Below are 24,813 nucleotides of genomic sequence, written 5' to 3'. Positions count from 1 at the left end.
GGATTGATCTAGATGTTGGTGAAGGTAACCCCACCATCGACCACCAGCGCCTGTGCCGTGACGAATTCCGCCTGCGGCGAGGCCAGATAGCAGATCGCCTGGGCAATATCGGTCACCGTGCCCAGCCGGCCCATCGGTGTTGCCGCGATGCGTTTGGCGTCCCGGTCGGCATTGCGGTTGCGCTGCGTCCCTTCGGTCGGCACGGCAGACGGGCAGACGGCATTCACCCGGATATGCCGCGCGCCCAGTTCGGCCGCGGCGGCGCGGGTGATGCCAAGGATCCCCGACTTGATCCCGGAATAGACCACCGAATTCAGCGTGGACCGCACCGCAGCGGTCGAGGCCACGTTGACGATGGCCCCGCCACGTTCCGGGTCCATCGCCTCGGTCGCGGCCTGAATTGCCCAGATCACGCCCTTGAAGCCTACATCCAGCATGCGGTCCATCGTGTCGGCCTGGATGTCCGGCACGGCCTGATAGCGAACCCAGGCGGCATTGTTGACCAGAATGTCGAACCGGCCCTTGTGCGCGGCAGCAGCCTGCACGGCGCCCTGCACACCCTCGCGGGTCGAGACATTGGCAACGACGCCAAAGGCATCACCGCCTTCGGCGCGGATCATGTCGACCGCAGCATCGACGAATTCGGGCTTGAGATCGTTGACCCCGACCGTTGCCCCGCGCGCGGCCAGCTGGCGGGCGGTTTCCCGCCCGATGCCGTTGCCTGCGCCGGTGACCAGTGCGACAAGTCCTTGCATGTCCTGCATCGCCATCCCCTTATGCTGCGTCGATGCAGGCGGCGCCAAGCGCCTGGGCGGCCGCGCCCGCCTGCATGGCCAGGGCAATCCGCTTCACGTCGCGCAGCGAGCGGTGCAGCGGCAGTTCCCAGGTAAAGCCGATGCCGCCATGCAGCTGGATCGCCTTTTCCACCACAAAGGTCGCGTTTGCCACCGCGCCGACAAAGGCGCTGTCGGCCCCGCGCGACTGGCCGAATTCGTCGGGCAGCGTGGCACGGCGCAGGGCGGCGGCCGACACGTCGGTCAGCAGCTTCATCTGGGCCAGATGGTGGCGCACCGCCTGTTTCGCGCTGAGCGGGCGGCCGAACTGGACGCGGGTGCCCATATAGGTCGCGGTCCGGTTCAGCGCGCCTTGCGCGGCGCCGATGACATAAGCGGTCAGCAGGATCCGGGCCTCGGCCTTCAGGGCCGACCAGGCGGCCGCATCCAGACGTGCGGTGACTGTGGCGCCGTCCAGCAGGGCCTCGCCTTGGGGGAACTCGGGGTCCAGCGGGTCTTCAAGCGTCAGCGTGACCGAGGACAGATCGACCAGCGCCGCACCATCGCCATCGGCAACCAGCATCACGCTGGCCTGACCGGCAAAAGTGGCATGGCTGGCAAAGCCAAGATCCAGTGCGCCTTGCCAGGCGATTGTGCCGATGGTCGCGCCGGACATCAGCGCGGCGCCGATCTCATAGCCCGCAAAGGCGCGGGCCAGCAGGATCTGTTCGACCAGCGGAAACCGCAGCTGCTTTTCGCCCGCAACGCGTGCCACCGGAATGGAATAGTCCAGCGCCAGCCCCATGCCGCCTGCATGTTCGGGCACCGAGACGGAAAACAGCCCGGCCTCGGCCAGAACCGCAGCCACATCGGCCTTGCCCTGGGCATCGGAAATCGCGGCGCCAGCAGCTTCGGCGAAATCTTCGGGGTTCAGATCGTCAGCGGCATTCATGCTTGCAGCTCCGTCGGCAGGTTGAGGATGCGCTGGGCGATGATGTCGCGCTGCACCTCGGAGGCACCCGCGTAGATCGTTTCAGCCCGTGCAAAGAGATAGGCGTTGTTGAAATAGTCATGGGCCCGGCGCGCCAGCGGGCTGGACTTCGGCCCGACGCCGCCAAGCATGTCCAGCGCCAGCGCCACCAGCGACTGGTGCGTTTCCGACCAGTAGAGCTTGGACAACGAGCCACGCGCGCCGATCGGGGCGCCCGCAACCATCTGGTCCACCGCGCTTTCGATCAGGCCCTTGAGCCCGTCGATTTCCGCCTGGGCCGCGCCGATGCGGCTGCGCGCATGGCTGCCGCTCAGCAGCCCGGCCAGTGCCGGATCGGATTTGCAGGCGCGGATCAGGAAGGTCAGCTCTGCCTCGACGCGCCAGGGGCGATACATGCGGTTCGTCGCCCGTTCGATCGACAGCACGCGGATTGCGGCCGACCAGCCTTCGTCCGGGGCGCCAAGGCGGGCGCTGTCGGGCACGACGACGTTGTCGAAGAACACTTCGGCAAAGCTTTCCTTGTCGTCGATCGACCGGATCGGGGCGACGCGGATGCCGGGGGTGTTCATCGGCACGGCGAACATCACCATGCCGCGGTGCTTGTCCGCCACCGTGCCGGTGCGGGTCAGCAGGAAGCAATACTGCGCCTTGGCCGCGCCCGAGGTCCAGATCTTCTGCCCGTTGATGCGCCAGCTGTCGCCTTCCTGCACCGCGCGGGTGCGCAGGCGGGCCAGGTCCGATCCGGCCTCGGGTTCGGAAAAGCCCTGGCACCACATGTCCTGCATCGCCAGGATGCGGGGCAGGAAGGTGCTTTTCTGCTCTTCGGTGCCCACGGCCATGATGATCGGCCCGGCCAGTTCCTTGCCGATCGAGCTGACGGATTCGGGCATCATCAGCGCACCGACTTCCTTGTTCACCGCCAGATGTTCGCGCAGGGTCAGCCCATGGCCGCCGTATTGCACCGGCCAGGTCATGCCAGCGAGGCCCGCCTTGTGCATGGCGGCTTCCCAGTCGATGCTTTCGTCCAACGTCGGGGCGCGCCAGTTCAGGCTGTCGGCCAGCATGTGCTCGGGCAGGTTTGCCGCCAGCCAGTCGCGCGCGTGCTGGCGATAGACGGCCCGGCCCGTGGCGGGATCGGGAAGGGTGATGTTGGTGTCAAAGCTCATGTCAAACCTTCAGTGGGTCTGGTGCGCTGTGCCCAGGGGCACGATCAGCGCATCGAGTGCGACAACGCCCTGACCAGCAGGGCGGACGAGAACGGGGTTCAGATCGACTTCGCCGACATCGCCCGCGTGACGGCAGGCGAAATCCGACAGCCGCACGAGGGCCTGAGCGGCGGCGGCAATATCGCCCTTGGGTTGGCCACGCGCGCCATCAAGGATCGGGAACAGCTTCAGCCCGCGGATCATCGCTTCAGCCTCGGGCAAGGTGATGGGGGCGGTCTGGACGGCGACGTCCTTCAGCACCTCGGCATAGATCCCGCCGATGCCGACCATGACCACCGGACCAAAGACGGGATCGCGCGAGATGCCCATGATCAGCTCGCCCACGCCGCCGGTGGCCATCGGGGCGACAAGGATCCCCTCGATCCGGGCGCCGGGCGCGCGCTGTGCCACATTGGCCATGATCCGGGTATAGGCGCCCTGAACGGCGGCCGCATCGGCCAGGTTCAGCGCGACGCCCCCTGCCTCGGTCTTGTGGGCGATATCTTCCGAGACGATCTTGAGCACGACCGGAAAGCCCAGCTCGGTCGCCTTGGCAACGGCGGCCCCGGGGCTGGTCACGATGGCCTCGGGCAGCACCGGCACGCCGGCCGCCGCCAGCGCAGCCTTGGCGGCGTGTTCGTTGCGGAAGGCGGCCGGGTCCAGCGCAGCAGTCGCGCCCGTGTGCGTCGGCGCCGGGGCGATCTGCGACAGCTGGCCAAGGCGCACCAGACCCGCAAGGCCGCTGGCCGTGGCGTCGATCGTCGGGAACACCGGAATGCCCATCGCGGTGATCTCTGCCACCGCATCCGCCGGCCCGCGCGAGGTGATCACCAGCAGCCGTTCCGGATAATCGGCCCGGATCTTGGCCAGCGTCTCCATGTAAATCCCGCGCAGACGCTTGTTGAACAGCGACAACGACATGAACAGCTGGACCGTATCGGTCTGCGGTTCCTCCATCAGCGCCGAGAGCATCTTGTAAAGAATGTCGGGGCGCGAGGACATCTGGGCCGAGGCATCGACCGGGTTGTTGGTGCCAGCGGTCGGCACGGCCTCGTTGATGCGGGTGCAAGTGGCGGGCGACAGCGGCGGAAGTGTCAGCCCGGCGCGGGTCGCTGCATCGGCCATCATGATCCCGAAGCCCCCCGAGGCCGCGACCAACGTTACCCGGTTGCCCGCAGGCAGCCGCCCCGGCATCAGCTGCGAGGCTGCGTGGCCCACATCCAGCAGTTCCTCGACCGACCCGACGCGCAGCGCGCCATGGCGGCGGAACACGGCGTCGAACACCGCATCCGACCCGGCCAGCGCACCGGTATGCGAGGCGGCAGCCGCCTGACCGCTTTCGGTCGCACCGATCTTCAGCACCAGCACCGGCTTGCCGGCGGCACGCGCCATGCCAAGCGCCTCGATCAGGCGGCCGGCATCGCGGCAGGTTTCCATGATGCACAGGATCACCCACGTCACGCTGTCCTGCGCCAGTGCGGCGATGCCGTCGGCCACGTCCACATCGGCCTCGTTGCCGGTGGCGACAAAGCGCGACACGCCAAGCCCGCGTTGCGACACCGCCTGCATGGTGAAGCTGCCGATGTTCCCCGATTGCGAGACGATGCCGACATTGCCGGCCGGGGGCATGTTGTCTTCAAGCACGATGGTGAAAGACCCGATCACGCCATCCGTCACCGACACCGTGCCCAGGCAGTTCGGCCCCAGCAGGCGCAGTCCGGCCTCGCGGGCAATCGCGACCAGCTCGTCCTGCATCGCGGTGCCTTCGGGCCCGGCTTCGGCAAACCCCGAGGTCAGCACGACCGCCGCCTTGACCCCGCGCGCCGCGCAATCGCGCAGCGCATTGGCGGTGGCGGCTGCGGGAACCGCCAGAACGGCCATGTCGGGCGCCGTCGGCAGATCGCGGACCGACGCATAGGCCGTCAGCCCCTGCACCGTGCCGCCGCGCGGATTGACCGGATAGATCGGCCCCGCATAGCCGTATTTCTTCAGCAGATGGACCGGCCGCCCGCCGATTTTCGTGATGTCATCCGAGGCACCGACAATGGCGATGCCTTGCGCGGCGAAGAACGCCTCCAGTCCCTGGCCCGGCCGCATGTCAGCGCCCCTTGAACACGGGTTTGCGCTTTTCCAGAAAGGCCATGCGGGCCTCGCGCGCATCTTCGGTCCTGGACAGGGCAACGGTGAATTCCTGCTCGAACCGATAGGCATCGCGCTGGGGCATCACGTCGACCATGTTGGCCGCCCGCTTGGCATAGGCAATCGCCAGCGGCGCCTTGGAGGCGATTTCAGCCGCCAGCTCCAGGCAGACCGGCAGCAGGCGGTCAGAGGGCAGCACGTCCTCGATGACATTGCGTTTCAGCAGGTCCTGGGCGGTCAGGCGCTGGCCGGTAAAGAACATCCGCCGCAGGGTGGACCGGCCGAACACCGTCTTCAGCATCGAGGCCCCACCGGCAAGGCCGACGTTGATTTCCGGCATCCCGACGGTTGCTTCCTCCGAGGCGTAAAGGATGTCACAGGCCGCAGCCAGGCCAAAGCCCGCGCCAAGCGCAGCGCCGTTGATCGCGGCGATCACCGGCTTGGTGCATTCGCGGATCGAGTTGCCGGTTTCCCGCGTGATGCGGTTGTGATCGAGGAAATCGCCCGCAACATCCGCGTTGGGGCGGTCCTTCAGGTCGGCACCTGCACAGAACACCTTGCCCGCGCCGGTCAGCACGGCGCAGCGAATGTCCTCGCGTTCGGAAATGGCGTCGAAGGTGGCAACAAGCTGGCGCCGCATCACGCGGTTCAGGGCGTTCACCGGCGGCCGGTCCAACGTCACCAAAGCAACATGATCGGTCACGTCCAGACGGACGAACTGGTCTTCCATAGCGTATCCCCCCTTGGCTGACCGATCGGTCAGTGAACACTTGGCTACCCTTGCGCAGGGGGATGCGGCAAGTATCGTGGTGCTGCATGATGCGCAGAACTTCCCTGCGCATTTTGCAGGAAATGCGCCATATAATTGATTTATTTGTTTATTTCCTGCCTGTTCCGTGACCTTTGGCGCGCCGGACTTCGGCTTGGTCAATTGACGGGCCGGCGGGCAGCTTTCTAGACCCTTGGGAAATGTCAGGGTGTTCGGTCGGAAAAGACTGACCTTCTGGTCAGGATTTCGGCGCCGGTGGCGCTCGGCTGTGGGGGCGGCATGTTTCGGGAAATCAGCCGTCGCGGTGGATCGGCCGGGTCATGGCCCCGGGGAAAAACCGGGATCGCCCAAGTCCTTGCGGCCCTGCATTTCACGCTGGTTTTCCAGGTGAACCGATCTGGCCCGGTTCAGGCCGAGGGCGGCAGCGGATGGCCGCTGCCGATGCCCTGCACGATCATGCGGCAATATTCCTCGGCAATCTCGGGCGCGCGGCGCTTGCCTGCCGGGTTATACCAGCGATGCATCCAGTTCAGCGACGACAGGATCAGCCGCCCCGCCAGCCGCACATCGGCAATCTGGAATTCGCCGCTGGCGACGCCATCCTCGAGGATCGTGCGCAACATCCGCTCGAACGAATCCCGCCGCAGCTTGACCTTGAGCGACATGCGCGCCTCGTTCGAGGACCAGAATTCCTGCGATGCCGCGATCCAGGACAGGCGGTTTTCCTCGAAGAAGGCAGCCGTCGTCACCATGAACAACCGCAGCTTTTCAGTGGCGGTCGTGCCGCCTGCGATGGCCTCGGCCACGCTTTCGTTCAGGCCGATGCCCGAGGAGGCGGCGATCTGGCTGAAGATCTGATACTTGTCGGTGAAGTGGTGATAGAGCAGCGATTTCGACACCCCCGCGCGTTCCGCAATGTCACGCATGGATGTCGCGTCATAGCCCTTGAGCACGAACAGATCCGCAGCCTGCGCCAGAATGTGGTTGATCTTGTCGCTGGTCCCGGCCCGCATACCCGCCCCAAAGTCTTTTCACCGCTGATATCGGTTGCTTTATGCGACCCGGTGCAGCCCGACAACTGCAAGGAATCCGCATGTCCGTGACGATCACCCCGTTTGGTCCCTTTCGCGCCGCGCTGGGCGAATGTCCGCGCTGGGATGGTGGCGCGCTGTGGATGATGGATTGCCGCAAGGGGCTGATCCTGTCGCTGGACGGGCAGGGCGCGCCCACCGTCCGGGCCGAGGTTCCGGCCCCGGCGGGTTCCTTTGCCGTGCGCGAAGCGGGCGGGTTCGTCGTCGCGCTGAAGGAAGAGGTTGCGCTGATCGACCCTGACGGCAGCCGTCGCAGCGTCGGCCGGATTGCTGACAGCCACCCGAACCTTCGGCTGAACGATGGCACGGTGTTGCCCGATGGCAGCTTTCTGACCGGCACGATGCACATATTCCGCGAGCCGGGCGAGCCGCCGCTGGGCGGCATCTACCGCCTTGCCCCCGATCTGTCGTTTCACAAGGTCGCCCCCGCGGTCGGCGTGGCGAACGGGCCATGCGTGGGGCCCGATAACAGGCTCTATCTGGCCGATAGTGCCGCAAAGTTTATCTTCAGCCATGCGATTGCGCAGGACGGCACCTTGTCGGATCCGCGACCCTTTGCCGATCTGGCGCCGCTGGGTTCGGCCCCCGATGGTTGCTGCTTTGACGACCAGGGGGGGCTGTGGACTGCGCTTGTCCATGCCGGCGCCGTCGTGCGGCTGGATGCGGACGGGCGGGTCACCCAGCGGATCGACCTGCCTGTCCGGCACCCCGCCGCGCTGTGCTTTGGGGGCAAGGCGCTGGACCAGATGTTCGTCGCCTCGATTTCCGACAGCGGACGGCTGAGGGCCGATGGTCCGCTAGACGGTGCCGTCCTGTGCGTCACCGGGCACGGGCGGCGGGGCCTTCCGGCGCGCCGCTTTGCCGGTTAGTCAGTCCTCGTCCAGAACCTCGCGCTTGCGGCGCAGGTTGGGCAGCGCCATCGTCAGCAGTGCCACGGCGGCCAGCAGGTAGAACCCGATCGAAATGGGCGATCCGACCAGCGCCGCGAAATCCCCGCGCGAGATCAGCAGGACCCGGCGCAGGTTTTCCTCCAGCATCGGGCCAAGGACAAAGCCCATCAGCATCGGGGCAGGCGGCAGGCGCAGCAGCACGATGGCATAGCCGCCCAGCAGCATGACGGCGCAGAGCATCACCTCGAAGCTGTCGTTCTTGAGCGAATAGGCCCCGATGCAGCACAGCAGCATGATGGCAGGATAGAGCAGCCGGTAGGGCACGGCCAGCAGCCGCACCCACAACCCGACCAGCGGCAGGTTCAGCACCACAAGGATCAGGTTGCCGATCCACATGCTGGCAATCAGGCCCCAGACCAGTGCCGGATCGCTGGTCATCACGCGCGGGCCGGGGGTGATGTCGTGGATCATCATCGCACCGATCATCAGGGCCATGACCCCGTTCGATGGCATCCCCAGCGTCAGCAGCGGGATAAAGCTGGTCTGGGCTGCAGCATTGTTCGCAGCCTCGGGCCCGGCAACGCCGGCCATATGGCCCTTGCCGAACTGTTCGGGGTTGCGCGAGACCCTCTTTTCCAGCGCATACGACGCGAACGAGGCCAGCGCCGCCCCGCCCCCCGGCAGAACGCCAAGGATGGATCCCAGCATTGTGCCGCGCGTGGCTGGTGCCAGCATCTGCTTCAGCTCGGCCCGCGTTGGCATCAGGCGGGTGATCTTTGCGGTGCCGGTGACCGTGTCCTCATCCTCGCCAAGGTTGCGCACGATCTCGGCAAAGCCGAAGACGGCCATGGCCAGAACGATGAAGTCGAGGCCGTCGAACAGCTTGGTGATGCCAAAGGTGAACCGCTCGTCCCCCGAGGTCAGATCGGTTCCGACGGTGGACAGCAGAACGCCGACCAGCACCATGGCCACGCTCTCGAGCAGGCGGGCATTCGACAGGACGGTTGCCAGAAGCAGGCCGACGACCATCATGGCAAAGTATTCCGCCGGGCCAAAGCTGAAGGCCAGATTGGCCAGCGGCCGGGCCGCCAGCATGATGAACACGGTCGCAAAGGTGCCCGCGATGAAGGACGAGATGGCGGCCGTCGCCAGCGCCAGCCCCGCCTTGCCTTGCCGGGCCATCTGATAGCCATCCAGCGCAGTCACTACGGCAGAGCTTTCGCCAGGCAGGTTGACGATGATCGCCGTGGTCGACCCGCCGTATTGCGCGCCATAGTAGATGCCCGCCAGCATGATCAGCGCGGCCGTCGGCCCCAGCGAATAGGTCAGCGGCAGCAGCATCGAGATGGTCGCAAGCGGCCCCAGCCCCGGAAGAATGCCGATCAGCGTCCCCAGAAGGCAGCCGACAAAGGCATAGATCAGGTTCTGAAAGGTCAGGGCGGTGGTCAGCCCAAGGATTGCGTGGTCCAGCAGTTCCATGCCCGGCCCCCTACAGCGTTGGCCAGAGCGGCAGTTGCAGGCCGATCCCGCCCACAAAGATCAGGCTGGAGGCGGCGGCCAGGAACACCCCCAGCGCCAGCGCCTGCACTGGGCGAATCGGACGTTCGGCAAGACAGCCGATCAGCACCAGCAGCACCGACGCCAGCGGCAGGCCAAGCGGGCGCAGCGTATAGGCAAAGACCAGGATGCCCGCCGCCACGCAGATCAGCCCGCGCCAGTTGATGCGGGCGATCGGCTCGGGGGTGCGCCGCAGCAGATCCTGCCCCAGGATTACCGCGCCCAACGCCCCCAGAAGCACCGCCCCCAGCACCGGCACATAGCCCGCGTTCATCCGGGCAGCGGTGCCAATGGTCAGCTGGCTGCCGAAAAAGGCGAAGAACGCCGCAATGGCCAGAAAGGTCAGGCCAACGATGGTATCGCGTCGCACCGCGCACCCTCCTGCAATCAGATGGGCGGCGGGCCGATCGGCCCGCGGCCATGTCCCCGGTTCAGGGCGTCAGTTCGAAACCGCGCCGCCGGCGGCCTTGAACTTGGCGATTTCGGCCTGGATGAAGGCCTTGCCCTCGGTCTCGCCCACGGCGGGCACGACGATCTGCCCGCCAGTGCGGATCATGTCGGCGATACGCTGATCCGCCATCACCGCGTTCATCGCGGTTTCCAGCCTGGCGCGGATTTCGGCCGGGGTGCCAGCGGGCACGCCAAGGAAGGTCCAGCCCATGTTCACCGCATCGGGATAGCCTGCCTCGACCACCGTTTGCGCGTCGGGATAGGTGGCGATACGCTCGCGCCCGGTGGTGCCAAGGATCTTCATCTTGCCCTCTTCGACATAGGGCTTCACGATCGGCGAATATTCGAAGGACAGGTCCAGAACCCCCGACGCCAGGTCGACCATCTGCGAGGTGCCGGCCTTGTAGGGCACATGCGTCATGTCGGCGCCGGTCGCCTTGTTGAACAGCTCGCCCGCCAGATGCTGGGCCGTGCCGATGCCGGGCGAGCCGAAGTTCAGCTTGCCGGGGTTCGCCTTGGCGTAATCCACCAGTTCCGCGATGGTGCTGAACGGCGCATCCGCATGGGTCACGATCATCTGCGGCGAGGCCGAGACGCCCCGGATCACCTCGAAATCCTTGAGCGGATCATAGGTCAGCTTTTCCGGGCTAAGCGCGGGGATGATCCCGAACGGACCCGAGGATCCATAAAGCACCGTATAGCCATCGGGGGCCGCGCCTTGCGCCTCTTTGGTGCCGACCAGACCGCCCGCGCCGGGCTTGTTGGTCACGATCACCGGCTGGCCAAGCTGTTCGGTCAGCACCTCGGCCAGCTTGCGCGAGGAAATGTCGGTCACGCCGCCGGCCGAGAACGGCACGATCCAGGTGACGGGGCGGTCGGGATATTCGGCCTTGGCAAGGCCAGCTGCGGCCATGACAAGGCCAAGCGCCAGAAGCGGTGCTTTCATCTTGATCTCCAAACTGATGCAGGCAGAACGGCGCTGCGGCAATATGCCGGGGGCCCACGATGTCGGGGTGGTTCTGCCTCTCCTTCTCCCACGGTTGATGATAGGGGCGGTGCGTGATGTGGCAAGGTCCGACAGGGCTGGCCCCCAAGGGGCCTCTGGCCCTCATGTCATTGGAATCACATGATTTCGCGATGAAAATGACAATCACATATGTGAACTTGCCCTCGGGTCACCAAGGGGCGGCGGAAATCGTCGGCTGGCGCCCTTGCGGCCTTTGCAGGCAAGCCCCGTTGCCCTGACGCCTGCCTCGGGTTAAACCCCGCACATCCCGAGGAAGCAGATCATGAACCTGTTCGAAGAATTTCGCGCCGCCGTGCTGGCCGCGCTCGACACGCTGGAAGCCGAAGGAACGCTGCCCGCCGGTCTCGACCGCGGCAATATCGCGGTGGAACCGCCGCGCGATCCGGCCCATGGCGACATGGCCACCAATGCCGCGATGGTGCTGGCGAAACCGGCTGGCAAGGCCCCCCGCGTGATCGCGGATGCGCTGGCCGCCCGGCTGGCCGCCGATCCGCGCATCGCCAGCGCCGAAGTGGCCGGCCCCGGCTTTCTGAACCTGCGCCTGGCGCCCGCCGTGTGGCAGGCGCAGATCGCGGCGATCCTCAGGGCGGATGGCGATTATGGCCGTTCGGCCATCGGGCAGGGCCGCAAGGTCAACGTCGAATTCGTCTCGGCCAACCCGACCGGCCCGATGCATGTGGGCCATGTGCGCGGGGCGGTCGTGGGCGATGCGCTGTCGAACCTGCTTGCCTTTGCCGGCTGGGACGTGACGCGCGAATATTACATCAACGATGGCGGCGCGCAGGTCGATGTTCTGGCCCGATCCGCCTTTGAACGCTACCGAGAGGCCAATGGCCTGTCGCCCGAGATCCGCGAAGGGCTGTATCCCGGCGATTACCTGATCCCGGTGGGCGAGGCGCTGAAGGCGAAATACGGCGCAAGCCTGCTGGACAAGCCGGAACAGGACTGGCTGGCCGACGTGCGCGAGTTTGCCACCGACATGATGATGCAGATGATCCGCGAGGATCTGGCGGCGCTGGGCGTGGCGATGGATGTCTATTCCAGCGAAAAATCGCTGTATGGCACCGGCAAGATCGAAGCCGCCCTGGCCGAACTGCGCGACAAGGGCCTGATCTATGAGGGCGTGCTGGAGCCGCCCAAGGGCAAGACCCCCGAGGATTGGGAGCCGCGCGAGCAGACCCTGTTCCGCAGCACCCTGCATGGTGACGACGTGGACCGCCCGGTGATGAAATCGGATGGCAGCTGGACCTATTTCGCCCCCGACATCGCCTATCACTACGACAAGGTGAAACGCGGCTTTGACGAGCTGATCGACATTTTCGGCGCCGACCATGGCGGCTATGTCAAACGGATGAAGGCGGCGGTTTCGGCGCTGTCCGGGGGCAAGGTGCCGCTGGACATCAAGCTGATCCAGCTGGTCAAGCTGTGGAAGAACGGCGAGCCCTTCAAGATGTCCAAGCGCGCCGGCACCTTTGTCACGCTGCGCGATGTGGTGGAACTGGCGGGCGCCGATGTCACCCGCTTCATCATGCTGACCCGCAAGAACGATGTCGCGCTGGACTTCGACTTCGACAAGGTGCTGGAACAGTCCAAGGACAACCCGGTCTTTTATGTGCAATACGCCAATGCCCGGGTGAATTCCGTGCTGCGCAAGGCGGCCGAGGCGGGCGTTGCGGTGGATGATGCAGCGGTCGATCTGTCGCTGATCGCCCATCCGGCAGAGCTGGCGCTGGTCGGCAAGCTGGCGGAATGGCCGCGTCTGGTGGAAATCGCCGCCCGCGCGAATGAACCGCACCGCGTGGCCTTCTACCTGTATGAACTGGCATCCGACTTCCACGGGCTGTGGAATCGCGGCAATGACGAGCTTTCGTTGCGTTTCGTGCAGGAAGATCCGGCACAAACGCAGGCGAAAATCGCCCTTGTCCGGGCCACGGGCGTTGTCATTCGCGCCGGTCTTGCTATTCTGGGCGTCAAGCCGGTCGAAGAAATGCGCTGATCACAGGCGCCGCGTCCGGTCTGACACAGGCAAGCGCGGGGGAAACCCCGTGACCGGCGGGGCCAGCCCCGTCGCAGGCGGAGCAGGACATGGCGGAAGCGAATTTCGATGAATTCGTGGCCGGGGCTTATGCGCCCCGCGCGACGATGAGCCGGTTTTTGAACATTGCCGGGGCGATCTCTACGCTTGCACTTGTGGCGGGCGTTGCGGTCTGGGGCTATCGGCTGGCGGTGCGCGATGCGAATGGCGTGCCGGTGATCATCGCGATGGAAGGTCCGGTGCGCGTGGCCCCTGACGATGCGGGCGGCAAGATCGCCGCGCATGTCGGCCTGTCGGTCAACCGCATCGCGGCCGAGGGCACGGCGGGCGAGGTGCCGGACCAGATCGTTCTGGCCGAACCCCCGGTGGGGCTGGAAGATGACGATGCGCCAGGCATTGGCGCCGCTGCCCCCGAACAGCCGACCGAGGCCGATACCTTGGCCCGCACCCTTGCACTGGCCGAGGAGCTGGCGCGCCAGGCGGCTGCGGAAATCGCCGCCGAGGATGCGGTTGCGGCCGACGATAGCCCCCCGCTGCCCGGCAATGTCGTCCAGCGATCGCCCCGCCCGATGCCGCGTCCTGGCCAGGTGGCCGGGATCATCACCAACGCCGCCCGGGTTTCCGCCGAGGCGCCGGTTGCCACCGAGATCGACCCGACAAGCCTGACCGCCGGAACGCGGCTGGCGCAGATCGGCGCGTTTGACGACATGGCCAGCGCGCGTCAGGAATGGGCGCGTGTCGCCGCCCTGCATCCTGCCTTGTTCGAGGGCAAGAACCGCATCATCCAGCCCGCCAATGCCGCAGGACGCCAGTTCTACCGCCTGCGCGTCCAGGGCTTTGACTCCGAGGACGACAGCCGACGGTTCTGTTCCGCCATCGAGGCAGGTGATCTGCGCTGCAACCCGGTCACCGTGCGGTGAGCCAGCTTTCGGCCTGCATTCTGGGCGTTCAGGGGGCTGAACTTGGGGCCCCCGAGGCGGCGTTCTTTCGCGATGCCGCGCCTTGGGGCTTTGTGCTGTTCGCCCGCAATGTCGAAACACCGGACCAGCTGCGCCGCCTGACCGGCGATCTGCGCGCGGCGGTGGGGCGGGATGCGCCGATCTTTGTCGATCAGGAAGGCGGGCGGGTGCAACGTCTGCGCGCGCCCCATTGGCACGACTATGCCCCGCCGCTGGATCAGGCCCGCTTTGGCCCGGCCAGTTTTCATCTGCGCGGGCGGATGCTGGCGGCGGAACTGCGCGCGGTGGGGATCGACGGCAACTTTGCCCCCTGTGCCGATCTGGCCTGGCCGGAAACGCACCCCTTTCTGCGCAGCCGCTGCATGGGGACCACGGTGGCCGAGGTTGCGGCGAACGCCCGCGCGCTTGCCGACGGGCTGCTGACGGGCGGTGTTCTGCCAGTGGTGAAGCACATGCCGGGCCATGGCCGGGCAACCCAGGACAGCCACCTTGAAACCCCGCTGATCGACCAGCCCCGCGCAGCGCTGGAGACGACGGATTTCGCCCCCTTCAAGGCGCTGGCCGATCTGCCACTTGGCATGACCGCCCATATCCGCCTGCCGTTCCTGGGCGATCTGCCGGCCACCATGAACCCCGCAGCGCTTGCGATGATGCGTAAGGACTGGGGCTTTGCCGGTGCCATCATGACCGACGATATCGGCATGGGCGCGCTGACCGGGCCGATCCGCGACCGCGCCGCCGGGGCCGTGGCGGCAGGCTGCGATCTGGTCCTGCACTGCAACGACGGGATCGAGGGCTTTGCCCAGGCCGCCGAAGGCGCGGGTCTGCTGACCGGGGCGGCGCTGGCCCGATGCGAACAGGCCCTTGCCGCCCGCCGCATGCCGGAAAGCGTTGACTTTGCCGCCCTTGCCGCCGACCTTTCCGCCATGACCGGACCCCTTGCCACCCATCATGGCTGAACAGCCGTCGCTTGATTTTCCCGAAGGCCCGGCGCTGTCGGTGCCCGAACGGCTGGCGGCCGAGGCGCTGATCGTCGATGTGGACGGGTTCGAGGGGCCGCTTGACCTGCTGCTGACCCTCTCGCGCACGCAAAAGGTGGACCTGCGCCGCATCTCGGTGCTGCAACTTGCGGAACAGTATCTGGCCTTTGTCGAACATGCCCGCGCGCTTCGGATCGAACTGGCGGCGGATTATCTGGTGATGGCGGCCTGGCTGGCCTTTCTGAAATCCCGCCTGCTGCTGCCCCCCGACCCCGAGGAAGAAGGCCCCAGCGCCGAGGATCTGGCCGCCCACCTGGCCTGGCAGCTGGAACGTCTGCAGGCGATGCGCGAGGCGGCGGCCAACCTGATGGCGCGCGATCAGCTGGGGCGCGATTTCTTCGTGCGCGGCGCGCCCGAGAAATTCTCTCATGTGCGCAAGGTGCGTTATACGGCGACCTTGCTGGATCTGATGCAGGCCTATGCCCGCATCCGCACCCGCGACGAATTCCGCCCCTATGCGTTCGATCGCAAGAACGTCTACACGATGGAACAGGCGCTGGACCGGCTGCGCGGCCTTCTGGGCTATGCGGGCGAATGGGTGACGCTGATGGAATTCCTGCCCGACGACTGGAAGGGTGATCCGACGCGGCGCCGGTCGGCCACGGCGGCGCATTTCGCGGCTTCGCTGGAACTCGCCAAACAGGGGGCGGTGCAGATACAACAGTCCGAAACCTTTGCGCCCCTGCGAATCCGGGTGAAGCCCCAGTGACCGACCGTTCCGACGATTCCCCCTCGCTGTTCGCCGCCCCGCCCATGGGCGAGCAAGAGCGCATGGTCGAGGCGATCCTGTTCGCGGCCGTCGATCCGGTGACGGTGGTGGAGCTGGCGAACCGCATGCCCGTCGGCTGCGACCCGATCGAGGCGCTGGCCCACCTGCGCCGCCGCTATGAGGGGCGCGGGGTGCGCCTGATGCGGGTGGGCGAAGGCTGGTGTTTTCGCACCGCGCCCGATCTGGGCCACCTGATGCAAAAGGAACAGGTGGAGACGCGCAAGCTGTCGCGTGCAGCGATCGAGACCCTGGCCATCGTCGCCTATCACCAACCCGTCACCCGCGCCGAGATCGAGGAGATCCGCGGCGTTGCCGTCTCTCGTGGCACGATAGATCAGCTGCTGGAGCTGGAATGGATCCGGCTGGGTCGGCGCCGCATGTCGCCGGGCCGGCCGGTCACCTTTGTCGTGACGGATCAGTTCCTTGACCACTTCGGCCTTGAATCCCCGCGCGATCTGCCGGGGCTGCGCGAGCTGCGGGCCGCCGGTCTGCTGGACGCCCGCGCCATGCCGGGGGTCGAGCCCGCGACGGATGAGGAAACACCCGACACCGGCCAGGCCGAGATGTTCGAGGATTAGGGAGTAGGGCATGAATTTCGACAGCATCATCAACATGATCAGCCGCATGTTCCTGCGTCGTGCGACCAACTGGGGTATCCGCAAGGGGATCGACATGGCGGCAGGCAAGGGCAAGCCGGCCAGCCAGATGAGCCAGCACGAACGCGACATGGCTCGTAAGGGGCGCGAGACGGTCAAGCTGGCCCGCCGCGCCGCGCGCATCTCGCGCCGGATGGGGCGCTGAACCTTAGCCGGTGCGCGCGCGGTCAGTGCATGGCGGGGGGCACACCCCGTGCCGATTGGTTCTTGAACCAACGGCGAACAATCGGCATCCCCCAGAGGGATATTTTCACAAGTCGAAAGACGCGGGCCGTAGATACCGGCGACACTGGCGGCGGCTTCGGCACAGGCGTACTCTGGCGGCATGACCGACCTGTTCGACTCTGTCCCCCGCCCATCCGCCGAGGCGCCGCGCCCCTTGGCCGACAGGCTGCGGCCCAAGCATCTGTCCGAGGTGATCGGTCAGGAAAAGGTGCTGGCCCCGGATGGCCCGCTGGGCGCCATGCTGGCGGCGGGCAGCCTGTCGAACCTGATCCTGTGGGGTCCGCCGGGGGTGGGCAAGACCACCATCGCGCGCTTGCTGGCCGAAGGCAGCCAGATGGCCTTTGTCCAGATCAGCGCGATCTTCACCGGCGTCCCCGAGCTGCGCAAGGTCTTCGAGGCCGCGCGCCTGCGCCGCGGCCAGGGCCGGGGCACCTTGCTGTTCGTCGACGAGATCCACCGCTTCAACAAGGCGCAGCAGGACGGGTTCTTGCCCCATATGGAAGACGGCACGATCACCCTGGTCGGTGCCACGACCGAAAACCCGTCCTTTGAACTGAACGCCGCGCTGCTCTCGCGCGCTCAGGTGATCGTGCTGGAACGGCTAAGCCTGGCCGATCTGGAACGCCTGATGCAGCGGGCCGAAAAGGAACTCGGCCGCGCCCTACCTCTCAAGGCCGAGGCGCGCGAGGCCCTGCTGGACATGGCCGATGGCGATGGCCGGGCCTTGCTCAACCTTGTCGAGCAGGTGGCGGCGTGGAAAACCGCGCCGCTCGACCGTCAGGGCCTGTCGACCCGGCTGATGCGCCGCGCCGCGAAATACGACAAGTCGGGCGAGGAACATTACAACCTGATCTCGGCCCTGCACAAATCGGTGCGCGGATCCGATCCCGATGCGGCGCTTTACTGGTTCGCCCGCATGCTCGAAGGGGGCGAGGATCCGCGGTTCCTGGCCCGCCGCCTGACGCGCATGGCTGTCGAAGACATCGGCATGGCCGACCCGCAGGCGCAGGGCCTGTGTCTGGACGCCTGGCAGACCTATGAGCGGCTGGGCAGCCCAGAGGGCGAACTCGCGCTGGCCAATGCGGTGATCTACCTGGCACTCGCCCCCAAGTCGAACGCAGCCTATGCCGCCTACAAGGCTGCCCGCGCCCTGGCCCGTGACAGCGGCAGCCTGATGCCGCCCAAGCATATCCTGAACGCGCCCACGAAGATGATGAAGGGTCTCGGCTATGGCGACGGTTACGCCTATGACCACGATGCCGAAGACGGGTTCTCGGGCCAGGACTACTTCCCCGAAGGCATGAAGCGCCCGGTGCTGTATTCCCCGGTCGAACGCGGGTTCGAGCGTGAATTGCACAAGCGCCTCGACTGGTTCGCCAAACAGCGCGCCCGCCGGCAAGGCGGCTGACCGGGCCGCCCTTTCACCTTTCTGCAAATACCCATTCCCGGCCGGACATCCCGCGCCGCGCCTGGCATCATCTTGCCCCAAATACCCAATCGACGCCTGCCACGCGCGGCACGGCCAGAGGGTCAGCCCATCCGCTCGGACGCATAGGACCCGGGCGAGGCCGGGAACACCACCGTCTTGTTGCCGTTGATGAACACCCGGTGGTGGATATGGGCATGAACCGCCCGCGCCAGCACCGAGGATTCCACCTCGCGCCCCAGCGAGACATAATCCTCGGGCGATTGCGCATGGGTCACGCGCACCGTGTCCTGTTCGATGATCGGGCCTTCGTCCAGATCGGCGGTTACATAATGCGAGGTCGCGCCGATCAGCTTCACCCCGCGGTCAAAGGCCTGTTTATAGGGGTTGGCCCCTTTGAAGCTGGGCAGGAAGGAATGGTGGATGTTGATGATGCGCCCCGACATCATGCGGCACATGTCATCGGACAGGATCTGCATGTAGCGCGCCAGAACCACCAGCTCGGTTCCGGTCTCCTCGACCAGCGACAAAAGCCGCGCCTCGGCTTCGGGCTTGTTGGTCTTGGTCACCTTGATGTGGTGGAACGGAATGTCATGGTTCACCACCAGCTTCTGATAGGTCAGGTGGTTCGACACCACCCCCACGATATCCACCGGCAGCGCGCCGATGCGCCAGCGATACAGCAGATCGTTCAGGCAGTGGCCAAAGTTCGACACCATCAGCAGCACCTTGACCGGAACGGCGCCATCGTGGATCGCCCAGTCCATGCCGAACCGTCCGGCAATGGGGGCAAAGCCGTCGCGCAGCTGGGGCAGGGTGGCGCCGGTTTCCGGGTGGAACGAGATGCGGGCAAAGAACCTGCCAGTCGCCGGATCGTCGTATTGCGCCGAATCCGTGATGTTGCAGCCCTGTTCGGCCAGATAGCCCGAGACGGCCGCCACGATGCCGCGGCGGGATTCGCACTGGATGGTCAGGACGGCGGCGGCGGTCGATGTCATGGCGGCATTCCGTTGGATCTGTTGCCGGGCATGGATAGGGAGGCGCCCCGGCGCGGTCAACGCCGCAATGCGGTGCGCTGCTACAGCGGAAAGGTTATCGTGACTGTCAGGCCATGCGGGTCGAACTTGCGCTCGATGGTGCCTTCAAGCTCAAGCCGGATGCAGCTGTCGATCAGCTGGCTGCCAAAGCCCTTGCGCTCGGGCGGCGTGACGGGATCGACCGCCGTCTCGGCCCAGACCAGCCGCAGGCGCTGGCTCTTGCCGACGCGCTGGATGGCCCAGTTGATCGCCAGCGTGCCCCCCGGCGCGGCACCCGCGCCGTATTTCAGGGCATTGGTGGCCAGCTCGTGCACGGTCAGCCCCATGGCCTGGGTCTGGGTCGCGTTCAGCCGCACTTCGGGGCCTGTCATATGTGCCATGGCATCGGCATCGCCATAGATCTGCTGCAACTCGGCCTGAATCAGGTTGCGCAGATCCGCCCCGTCGGTGGCGGACCGGATCAGCAGATCCTGCGCCTGTGCCATGGAATGCAGCCGCTGCGTCATCGAGGTGACAAAGGCCTCGGTGCTTTCGGCTTGCCGCGCCGCCTGCCGTGTCATGGCGGAAACCCTGGCCAGCGAATTCTTCAGCCGGTGCGACATCTCGCGCAGGTGCAGATCCTTTTCCTGCAGGCGTCGCTGCTGGGCCAGGGCAAAGTCGCGGTTGTGCCGGATCGAGGCGGCGATCCCCTGGACCGCAAGCGCCACCAGGACCGACAGCAGCACCGAAGCGGCGGCTGACAACAGGGTCAGCGGACGGCGCATCAGCAGGTTGGCGGCCTCGTGCCGGCGCCCGCTGAAGCGCCACTGGCGGCCGGCAATCGTCGTCTCCAGATGGGCGGCGGTGGTGCCGGCGGCCTCGTGTGCCGGGAAATCCGCGCTTTGGAACAGGATGGTGTCGGGGCTGGCCGCATCGGTCACCCGGATGGCCAGGGCGTTCACGCCGCCATAGCCAAGCGCCTCGAACAGCCGACCCATGCGCAGCGGCGCATAGATGAAACCCGGCTGCCCCCCGCCGGTTCCGTCCATGTAAAGATACATCAGCGCGCCGGTCTGCCGGTCGGGGGTGATTTCCTGCACCAGATCGACCGGCCCCGACAATGTCGGACCCCCGCTGTCCATCGCGGCCCGCATGGCGGCGCGCCGCACGGGTTCGGAAAACATGTCATAGCCGATGGCGGCAAGGTTGCGTTCATCCGCGGGTTCCAGCAGGGCGATTGTGGTGCGCATCGCGGGGTCGGCCTCGGCCGGCCAGATGCCGCGATCGGGGCCATAGTCGCGGCGGATCCGCTCTTCGATCCGGGCGTCGGTCTGGTGGTCCACGACAAGGGCAAGCCCCAGCCCGTGAACGCCTGCCAGCATCCCGGACCGGGCCAGATCGTCCACATAACGGGCAAACCGTTCGCGCGGGATATCGTCAGCGGTTCGTGTGCCCAGATAGGACCGCGTGGCGATCAGCACGGTCGAAATCTGGCCCATCCGCTCGCCGACGCGATCCGCCACCTCGGCCAGCTGCTGTTCCAGCGCCTGGGTGATCCTTGCGGTCTCGAAACGGTGGACGGTCAGGGTGGTGACGGCCCCGACGGCGGCCGCGACCAGAAAGGCGATGGCTGGAACGTGCAGTTTCCGAAGCATGTGTTGACCTGACCTCGGGCCGCATCGCCCTGCGCCATGACGACCTTTGCGACCCTAGCGGCCCCGGTGCGGCGTGAAAAGGGTGTTCGTCTTGCAACCGACTGATTTGCAAGGAAACGTCCGAAAATCCGCTTGGCGGGAACCCGACGGGGGCTTCTTGCGTTTCTTCTTGTGGTCGCGGGCACCTCCCCGCCAGAAGGAATGCTGGAATGGGTTTCGATGCGGTGCCGCGCCCCGCCGATCAGCTGCCGCATGATCATGCGCGCCGCCGCATGACCCTGACCACGCTGATCGCCGCGACGCTGATCGCCGCCGTCCTGCACATCGGGCGCGAGGTGTTCCTGCCGCTGGCCTTTGCGATGATCATCGCCTTTGCCCTGACCCCTGCGGTCAGCTTTCTGCGCAAACGCGGGTTGCCCAACCTGCTGGCGGTGCTGTCGGTCGTGACCGTGGCCTTTGCGGTGATCGGGGTGTTCATGCTGGTCGTCGCATTGCAATTCGGATCGCTGGCGCGCGAGCTGCCCACCTTTCAGGCCAATATCGTCACCAAGCTGGAAAGCGTGCAGGAAACCGGGTCGGGCAATGGCGTTCTGAACCGCCTGCGCCACATGGTGTCCGATATCGGTGCACGCCTTGGCGCCGGACTGCCCGCCGAGCCGGGGGCGCAACAGGACAAGCCGGTCGAGGTTCAGGTCGTCGATGGCCGCGACCCCCTGACGGTGATGCAGGATATGGTCTTGCCGCTGATCCGTCCGGTGGCGGCGGCGGGGCTGGTCATCGTCGTCGTGATCTTCATGTTGCTCGAACGCGACGAGCTGCGCGACCGCCTGATCCGGCTGGTCGGCACGAATGACATCCACAAGAGCACGCAGGTCATGGAAGATGCTGGCAGCCGGGTGGCGCGGTATCTGCTGATCCAGCTGGCGGTGAACATCATCTATGCCGTGCCGATCGGGGTCGGGCTTTGGGTCATCGGGGTGCCCAATGCCGCGCTGTGGGGGGCGCTGACGCTGGTGCTGCGGTTCGTGCCCTATGTCGGCTCGATCCTTGCGGCGGTCTTTCCGCTGGCGCTGGCCTTTGCGGCCTCGCCCGGCTGGTCCCTTGTGCTGTGGACCGCCGCGCTGTTCATCGTGGTCGAGCTGATCACCTCGAACATCGTCGAGCCCTGGCTTTATGGCAGCCGCACAGGTGTCAGCCCGCTGGCGATCATTGTGGCCGCGATCTTCTGGACCTGGATCTGGGGGCCGATGGGGCTGGTCCTGTCGACGCCGCTGACCGTGTGCCTGGTGGTTCTGGGGCGCCATATCCCGCAGTTCGAGGTGTTCAACATCCTCTTTGGCTCAGAACCCGTTCTGGCCCCGCAATCGCGGCTCTATCAGCGGCTGCTGGTCGGCGATGTGGTGGAAAGCACCTTTCGCGCCCAGGAGGCGCTGGAAGAGCAGTATCTGGCCGACTATCACCGTGATGTCGGACTGCCCGCGCTGTTGCTGGCGCAGTCGGATTACGAGCGCGGCATCGTCGATCGGGATCAGGAACAGCGCGCCGCCGCTGCCGCGATGCGGTTGCTGGACGAGCTGGAGGCGGTGGTGTCGGACGAGCTGGCCGAGGCGCAGGCGGACGAGGCGCCCTTGCGCGGTGCCGGTCGTCGCTTGATCTGCATCGGCGGGCAGTCCGGGCTGGACGATGTGGCGGCGCGAATGCTGGCGCAGGCCGCCAGTGCCGAAGGCGCCGAGGTTGCCGTTCTGGGCCATGTCGATCTGGCGCCCAGCCGGTTTTCCGCCCTGACCGGCGCCAAGGCGGATTGCGTCGTTCTCAGCCTGCTGGATGCCACCCCGCCGCGTGTTGCCTTGCTGCATGTCCGCCGGATCAAGAGCGCGGCGCCGCACATGCGGGTGGGGGTCGTGATCTGGCAAGAGGCGCCACCGGGGGAAGATCGCGATCCGGCCAGAGAGGCGCTGGAAATCGGTGCCGATTTCTGCGTGTCGGGCATGGCCCCGGCGCTAGAGGCGGCGTTCGCCGATGCTGCCCCGGTGCCGTTGCCCCCGACCAACCGCCGCAGGGCGCGCAGCCGCCGCACCTGAAAGCAAAAAAGGGCCGCAGGCGGTGCCTGCGGCCCTTGCAGCGCATCTGGGACAGGATGGCTGCGCGGGAACCGGCCTGTTGGGGTCAGACCGGGGGGCGACCCCGGATCGCACGGGCGATCAGCGAGACCACGAACAGGATGATGAAAATGAAGAACAGAACCTTGGCGATTCCGACCGAGGTGCCGGCGATGCCGCCAAAGCCCAGGACGCCAGCGATCAGCGCGACGATCAGAAAGGTGATTGCCCATCCAAGCATGACTTTACTCCTTGTACCCTGGCGCAACCAGCGCGCCGAACCATCGTGTCTGGACAACGCGGTAACGGGCTGCGGGTTCCCGGCATTGGCTGCGGGGGCCTGAAATCGCCTCATGGGAACCGCTTGTGCGGCGTCGCGTTGCCCTTGGGTTGGTGCCGCGCGTCCGCACGATCCGACGCAGGTGGCCAGTGGGCCCAGCCCCGACCACATGCTTGCGTTGCGCCAATTCCCTTAGTCTTGAGGAGTGATCCATGAGTACCCCGACCCGGACCCTGAAGAAAAACCTGGATGACACGCGCGAGGCCGCCTTGCGCACGGCAGGTTCGGCGGCCGATGTCGCCTCGGACGCGCTGTCGGGCGCACGCGATGCCCTGTCCGAATCCGGCGAACGCCTGTCCGACACGTTGCGCCGCGCGGCCGAACGTGCGGACCCCAAGGCAATTCAGCACGGCGTGTCTGCTGCGGTCAGTTCTGGTGTTGCCGCGACCGCGGATATGCTGCGCGATCGCAGCCTGAGCGATCTTGCAGCCGATGTCAGGGGCAGCGCTCAGCGCCATCCGGGCCTGTTCATGCTGGGCGCGGCCGTTGCAGGCTTTGCTCTGGCGCGGCTGCTGGCGCCCGCGCCGGGGCGCCGGCCGTGACCGGCACGGCGCAAGACGGCGGGCCGTTGCCCGCCGCCGCCATCTCGGCGGTCATCGCCGCGCTTGCCAGCCTGATCGGCAGCCATGTTGCGCTGCTGCGGGCCGAGGCAAGGCGGGCCGCAGCCGATACCCGCCGGGCCGTGGGGCTGCTGGCGGTTGCGCTGGTTCTTGGGCTGGTTGGTGCGATCTTGCTGGCCGGGTCCGCGGTTCTGGGCCTTGTTGCGACCGGGATGCACCCGGCCTGGGCCATGCTGGCGGTCGGTGTCGGCCTGATCGCGCTTGCCTTGGGGCATGTGCAGGCGGCGCGCTGGCGACTAAGGGCAGGCAACCTTGCCCCCTGGCGCAGCGCGCGCAGCCTGCGCCGCACGCTGGCCGCGCTGGATGGCCATGACGAAAAGGTCTCCGAAGATGGTCAACCCTGACGACTCCGCCCGCATCGAAGCTGACCTGGGCGAAACCCGCCGCGCCCTTGGCGCGGCCTTGGCCGATCTGAAGGCAAGCCTGACATTGCACGGCCTTGCCGCCCAGGCCGTGGACACCGCCCGGGCCCATCCGGGGCCGACCGCGCTTGCCCTGGGCGGGTTGGGGGTGGCCGCCTATCGCAGCCTTGCGTCACGCGAGGATCCGCCAAGGCCCGCCGACTGGATGGCCGCCGCAGATGCGCTGCGGGCCCGCGCCGTCCGGATGCTGGCAGAGATCGACGCGCAGGGCGGCGATCCTGATGAACGGATGCAGCGCCGGTCCAAGGTTCTTGAAGCGTTGGCTGCGGATGTGCGCCGCATCCTGACGCAAGATCTGCAAGACCTGCCGCAGGCCGAACGCGCCTGCGCCCTTGCCACGCGCGAGGCTGCCTATGCTGCACATCTTGGCGCTCGGGACTCTGGCGACCCCCCTGATGACGGGGGATCCCGCCCGCTCTGGATCGGCGGGGCGCTTGCGGCTGTCGGGGCTGTGGCTGCCCTGCTTTTGCCGCGCAGCCGCATCGAAGAGCAGGTGCTGGGCGATGCCAGACGCCAGATCCTTGCAGCGGCGCGCCAGGCTGCGTCAGATGATCTGAACAGCGCTGTCCTGCTGGCGCGAACGGTCGTCGCGCTGGTGTCGGAACGGACCCGGTCCTGAACTGAAAAAGGCCCGCGACATCGCGGCCCTTGGGTCGTTC

Annotated in this window: 24 protein-coding genes; 12 read left to right on the top strand and 12 right to left on the bottom strand. The window is 66.6% G+C overall.

The annotated features are described in order from the left end of the window. Positions 1-8 precede the first annotated feature (8 nt). From G481_RS0107760 to G481_RS0107735, 6 genes are all read right to left on the bottom strand, one after another. The gene (locus tag G481_RS0107760; protein ID WP_245594939.1) at positions 9-764 is read right to left on the bottom strand and encodes an SDR family NAD(P)-dependent oxidoreductase; all 756 of its coding nucleotides are present in this window, start codon (positions 762-764) and stop codon (positions 9-11) included. Between the two features lie 10 nt (positions 765-774). After that, on the bottom strand, positions 775-1,725 hold the full coding sequence (locus G481_RS0107755; RefSeq protein WP_028029525.1) for an acyl-CoA dehydrogenase family protein: 951 nt from the start codon (positions 1,723-1,725) through the stop codon (positions 775-777). Beyond that, complete coding sequence (locus G481_RS0107750; protein WP_028029524.1) at positions 1,722-2,930, bottom strand: acyl-CoA dehydrogenase family protein; 1,209 nt, start codon at positions 2,928-2,930, stop codon at positions 1,722-1,724. Before G481_RS0107750 ends, G481_RS0107755 begins: the two co-directional genes overlap by 4 nt. A 9-nt stretch (positions 2,931-2,939) precedes the next feature. Continuing rightward, positions 2,940-5,066, bottom strand: coding sequence for an acetate--CoA ligase family protein (locus tag G481_RS0107745; protein WP_028029523.1), 2,127 nt, complete (start codon positions 5,064-5,066; stop codon positions 2,940-2,942). A gap of 1 nt (position 5,067) precedes the next feature. Next, a complete protein-coding gene (locus G481_RS0107740; protein ID WP_028029522.1) occupies positions 5,068-5,838 on the bottom strand; it encodes an enoyl-CoA hydratase/isomerase family protein in 771 nt (256 codons plus the stop codon). A gap of 446 nt (positions 5,839-6,284) precedes the next feature. After that, entirely contained in the window at positions 6,285-6,890 is a 606-nt protein-coding gene (locus G481_RS0107735; protein WP_028029521.1) for a TetR/AcrR family transcriptional regulator, read from the bottom strand. An 80-nt stretch (positions 6,891-6,970) separates the two neighbouring features. On the opposite strand from G481_RS0107735, the gene G481_RS0107730 reads away from it, so the two are divergent. Beyond that, complete coding sequence (locus G481_RS0107730) at positions 6,971-7,837, top strand: SMP-30/gluconolactonase/LRE family protein (RefSeq protein ID WP_035025418.1); 867 nt, start codon at positions 6,971-6,973, stop codon at positions 7,835-7,837. On the opposite strand, the gene G481_RS0107725 is transcribed toward G481_RS0107730, so the two are convergent. The 3 genes from G481_RS0107725 to G481_RS0107715 form a co-directional block, all read right to left on the bottom strand. Continuing rightward, entirely contained in the window at positions 7,838-9,337 is a 1,500-nt protein-coding gene (locus tag G481_RS0107725) for a tripartite tricarboxylate transporter permease (protein WP_028029519.1), read from the bottom strand. Positions 9,338-9,347: 10 nt separating this feature from the next. After that, complete coding sequence (locus G481_RS0107720; protein WP_051294378.1) at positions 9,348-9,785, bottom strand: tripartite tricarboxylate transporter TctB family protein; 438 nt, start codon at positions 9,783-9,785, stop codon at positions 9,348-9,350. A gap of 69 nt (positions 9,786-9,854) precedes the next feature. After that, positions 9,855-10,811, bottom strand: coding sequence for a Bug family tripartite tricarboxylate transporter substrate binding protein (locus tag G481_RS0107715; protein WP_154664548.1), 957 nt, complete (start codon positions 10,809-10,811; stop codon positions 9,855-9,857). A gap of 343 nt (positions 10,812-11,154) precedes the next feature. Here G481_RS0107715 and argS point away from each other — a divergent pair, with 343 nt between their 5' ends. From argS to G481_RS0107680, 7 genes are all read left to right on the top strand, one after another. Then, positions 11,155-12,888: an arginine--tRNA ligase gene (gene argS / locus G481_RS0107710; protein WP_028029516.1), complete on the top strand. Its 1,734-nt coding sequence runs from the start codon at positions 11,155-11,157 to the stop codon at positions 12,886-12,888. Positions 12,889-12,977: 89 nt separating this feature from the next. Then, the gene (locus G481_RS0107705) at positions 12,978-13,847 is read left to right on the top strand and encodes an SPOR domain-containing protein (protein ID WP_028029515.1); all 870 of its coding nucleotides are present in this window, start codon (positions 12,978-12,980) and stop codon (positions 13,845-13,847) included. Continuing rightward, positions 13,844-14,845 carry a glycoside hydrolase family 3 N-terminal domain-containing protein gene (locus tag G481_RS0107700; protein WP_028029514.1) on the top strand — a complete coding sequence of 334 codons (1,002 nt, stop codon included), beginning with the start codon at positions 13,844-13,846 and terminating at the stop codon, positions 14,843-14,845. Before G481_RS0107705 ends, G481_RS0107700 begins: the two co-directional genes overlap by 4 nt. Then, positions 14,838-15,635: a segregation and condensation protein A gene (locus G481_RS0107695; protein ID WP_028029513.1), complete on the top strand. Its 798-nt coding sequence runs from the start codon at positions 14,838-14,840 to the stop codon at positions 15,633-15,635. The genes G481_RS0107700 and G481_RS0107695 overlap by 8 nt, the downstream gene beginning before the upstream one ends. A 44-nt stretch (positions 15,636-15,679) precedes the next feature. Beyond that, positions 15,680-16,273, top strand: coding sequence for an SMC-Scp complex subunit ScpB (scpB, locus tag G481_RS0107690; RefSeq protein ID WP_154664553.1), 594 nt, complete (start codon positions 15,680-15,682; stop codon positions 16,271-16,273). A gap of 10 nt (positions 16,274-16,283) precedes the next feature. Then, complete coding sequence (locus G481_RS0107685; RefSeq protein WP_028029511.1) at positions 16,284-16,496, top strand: hypothetical protein; 213 nt, start codon at positions 16,284-16,286, stop codon at positions 16,494-16,496. A 180-nt stretch (positions 16,497-16,676) separates the two neighbouring features. Beyond that, complete coding sequence (locus G481_RS0107680; RefSeq protein ID WP_028029510.1) at positions 16,677-17,984, top strand: replication-associated recombination protein A; 1,308 nt, start codon at positions 16,677-16,679, stop codon at positions 17,982-17,984. A 122-nt stretch (positions 17,985-18,106) separates the two neighbouring features. Here the strand turns inward: G481_RS0107680 and purU are convergent, their stop codons facing one another. After that, a complete protein-coding gene (gene purU, locus G481_RS0107675; protein ID WP_028029509.1) occupies positions 18,107-19,000 on the bottom strand; it encodes a formyltetrahydrofolate deformylase in 894 nt (297 codons plus the stop codon). A gap of 80 nt (positions 19,001-19,080) precedes the next feature. Next, the gene (locus tag G481_RS0107670; RefSeq protein WP_028029508.1) at positions 19,081-20,673 is read right to left on the bottom strand and encodes a CHASE domain-containing protein; all 1,593 of its coding nucleotides are present in this window, start codon (positions 20,671-20,673) and stop codon (positions 19,081-19,083) included. 209 nt (positions 20,674-20,882) lie between these two features. On the opposite strand from G481_RS0107670, the gene G481_RS23190 reads away from it, so the two are divergent. After that, positions 20,883-22,754: an AI-2E family transporter gene (locus G481_RS23190; RefSeq protein ID WP_211235188.1), complete on the top strand. Its 1,872-nt coding sequence runs from the start codon at positions 20,883-20,885 to the stop codon at positions 22,752-22,754. A gap of 85 nt (positions 22,755-22,839) precedes the next feature. On the opposite strand, the gene G481_RS25390 is transcribed toward G481_RS23190, so the two are convergent. Beyond that, a complete protein-coding gene (locus G481_RS25390) occupies positions 22,840-23,013 on the bottom strand; it encodes a DUF1328 domain-containing protein (RefSeq protein WP_028029507.1) in 174 nt (57 codons plus the stop codon). A gap of 251 nt (positions 23,014-23,264) precedes the next feature. On the opposite strand from G481_RS25390, the gene G481_RS26225 reads away from it, so the two are divergent. Genes G481_RS26225 through G481_RS0107645 form a run of 3 tightly spaced genes read left to right on the top strand, consistent with a single transcriptional unit; the run spans position 23,265 to position 24,773 of the window. After that, entirely contained in the window at positions 23,265-23,654 is a 390-nt protein-coding gene (locus G481_RS26225) for a hypothetical protein (RefSeq protein ID WP_028029506.1), read from the top strand. Next, positions 23,651-24,076 (top strand): phage holin family protein, encoded by a 426-nt coding sequence (locus G481_RS26220; RefSeq protein ID WP_035025415.1) that lies wholly within the window; start codon positions 23,651-23,653, stop codon positions 24,074-24,076. The genes G481_RS26225 and G481_RS26220 overlap by 4 nt, the downstream gene beginning before the upstream one ends. Next, complete coding sequence (locus G481_RS0107645) at positions 24,063-24,773, top strand: hypothetical protein (RefSeq protein WP_028029505.1); 711 nt, start codon at positions 24,063-24,065, stop codon at positions 24,771-24,773. The genes G481_RS26220 and G481_RS0107645 overlap by 14 nt, the downstream gene beginning before the upstream one ends. Positions 24,774-24,813: the final 40 nt, after the last annotated feature.

This window comes from Gemmobacter nectariphilus DSM 15620 (genome assembly GCF_000429765.1).
Lineage (GTDB): Bacteria > Pseudomonadota > Alphaproteobacteria > Rhodobacterales > Rhodobacteraceae > Wagnerdoeblera > Wagnerdoeblera nectariphila.
Note: the sequence above shows the minus strand (reverse complement) of the source record. Positions and strands in the feature narration are given on the sequence as shown.

Bases quoted from the DNA above. Each gene is read 5' to 3' on its own strand.
- G481_RS0107760 (WP_245594939.1), bottom strand. From the start codon at position 764: ATGCAGGACATGCAAGGACTTGTCGCACTGGTCACCGGCGCAGGCAAC.
- G481_RS0107755 (WP_028029525.1), bottom strand. From the start codon at position 1,725: ATGAATGCCGCTGACGATCTGAACCCCGAAGATTTCGCCGAAGCTGCT.
- G481_RS0107750 (WP_028029524.1), bottom strand. From the start codon at position 2,930: ATGAGCTTTGACACCAACATCACCCTTCCCGATCCCGCCACGGGCCGG.
- G481_RS0107745 (WP_028029523.1), bottom strand. From the start codon at position 5,066: ATGCGGCCGGGCCAGGGACTGGAGGCGTTCTTCGCCGCGCAAGGCATC.
- G481_RS0107740 (WP_028029522.1), bottom strand. From the start codon at position 5,838: ATGGAAGACCAGTTCGTCCGTCTGGACGTGACCGATCATGTTGCTTTG.
- G481_RS0107735 (WP_028029521.1), bottom strand. From the start codon at position 6,890: ATGCGGGCCGGGACCAGCGACAAGATCAACCACATTCTGGCGCAGGCT.
- G481_RS0107730 (WP_035025418.1), top strand. From the start codon at position 6,971: ATGTCCGTGACGATCACCCCGTTTGGTCCCTTTCGCGCCGCGCTGGGC.
- G481_RS0107725 (WP_028029519.1), bottom strand. From the start codon at position 9,337: ATGGAACTGCTGGACCACGCAATCCTTGGGCTGACCACCGCCCTGACC.
- G481_RS0107715 (WP_154664548.1), bottom strand. From the start codon at position 10,811: ATGAAAGCACCGCTTCTGGCGCTTGGCCTTGTCATGGCCGCAGCTGGC.
- argS (WP_028029516.1), top strand. From the start codon at position 11,155: ATGAACCTGTTCGAAGAATTTCGCGCCGCCGTGCTGGCCGCGCTCGAC.
- G481_RS0107705 (WP_028029515.1), top strand. From the start codon at position 12,978: ATGGCGGAAGCGAATTTCGATGAATTCGTGGCCGGGGCTTATGCGCCC.
- G481_RS0107695 (WP_028029513.1), top strand. From the start codon at position 14,838: ATGGCTGAACAGCCGTCGCTTGATTTTCCCGAAGGCCCGGCGCTGTCG.
- scpB (WP_154664553.1), top strand. From the start codon at position 15,680: ATGGGCGAGCAAGAGCGCATGGTCGAGGCGATCCTGTTCGCGGCCGTC.
- G481_RS0107685 (WP_028029511.1), top strand. From the start codon at position 16,284: ATGAATTTCGACAGCATCATCAACATGATCAGCCGCATGTTCCTGCGT.
- G481_RS0107680 (WP_028029510.1), top strand. From the start codon at position 16,677: ATGACCGACCTGTTCGACTCTGTCCCCCGCCCATCCGCCGAGGCGCCG.
- purU (WP_028029509.1), bottom strand. From the start codon at position 19,000: ATGACATCGACCGCCGCCGCCGTCCTGACCATCCAGTGCGAATCCCGC.
- G481_RS0107670 (WP_028029508.1), bottom strand. From the start codon at position 20,673: ATGCTTCGGAAACTGCACGTTCCAGCCATCGCCTTTCTGGTCGCGGCC.
- G481_RS23190 (WP_211235188.1), top strand. From the start codon at position 20,883: ATGGGTTTCGATGCGGTGCCGCGCCCCGCCGATCAGCTGCCGCATGAT.
- G481_RS25390 (WP_028029507.1), bottom strand. From the start codon at position 23,013: ATGCTTGGATGGGCAATCACCTTTCTGATCGTCGCGCTGATCGCTGGC.
- G481_RS26225 (WP_028029506.1), top strand. From the start codon at position 23,265: ATGAGTACCCCGACCCGGACCCTGAAGAAAAACCTGGATGACACGCGC.
- G481_RS0107645 (WP_028029505.1), top strand. From the start codon at position 24,063: ATGGTCAACCCTGACGACTCCGCCCGCATCGAAGCTGACCTGGGCGAA.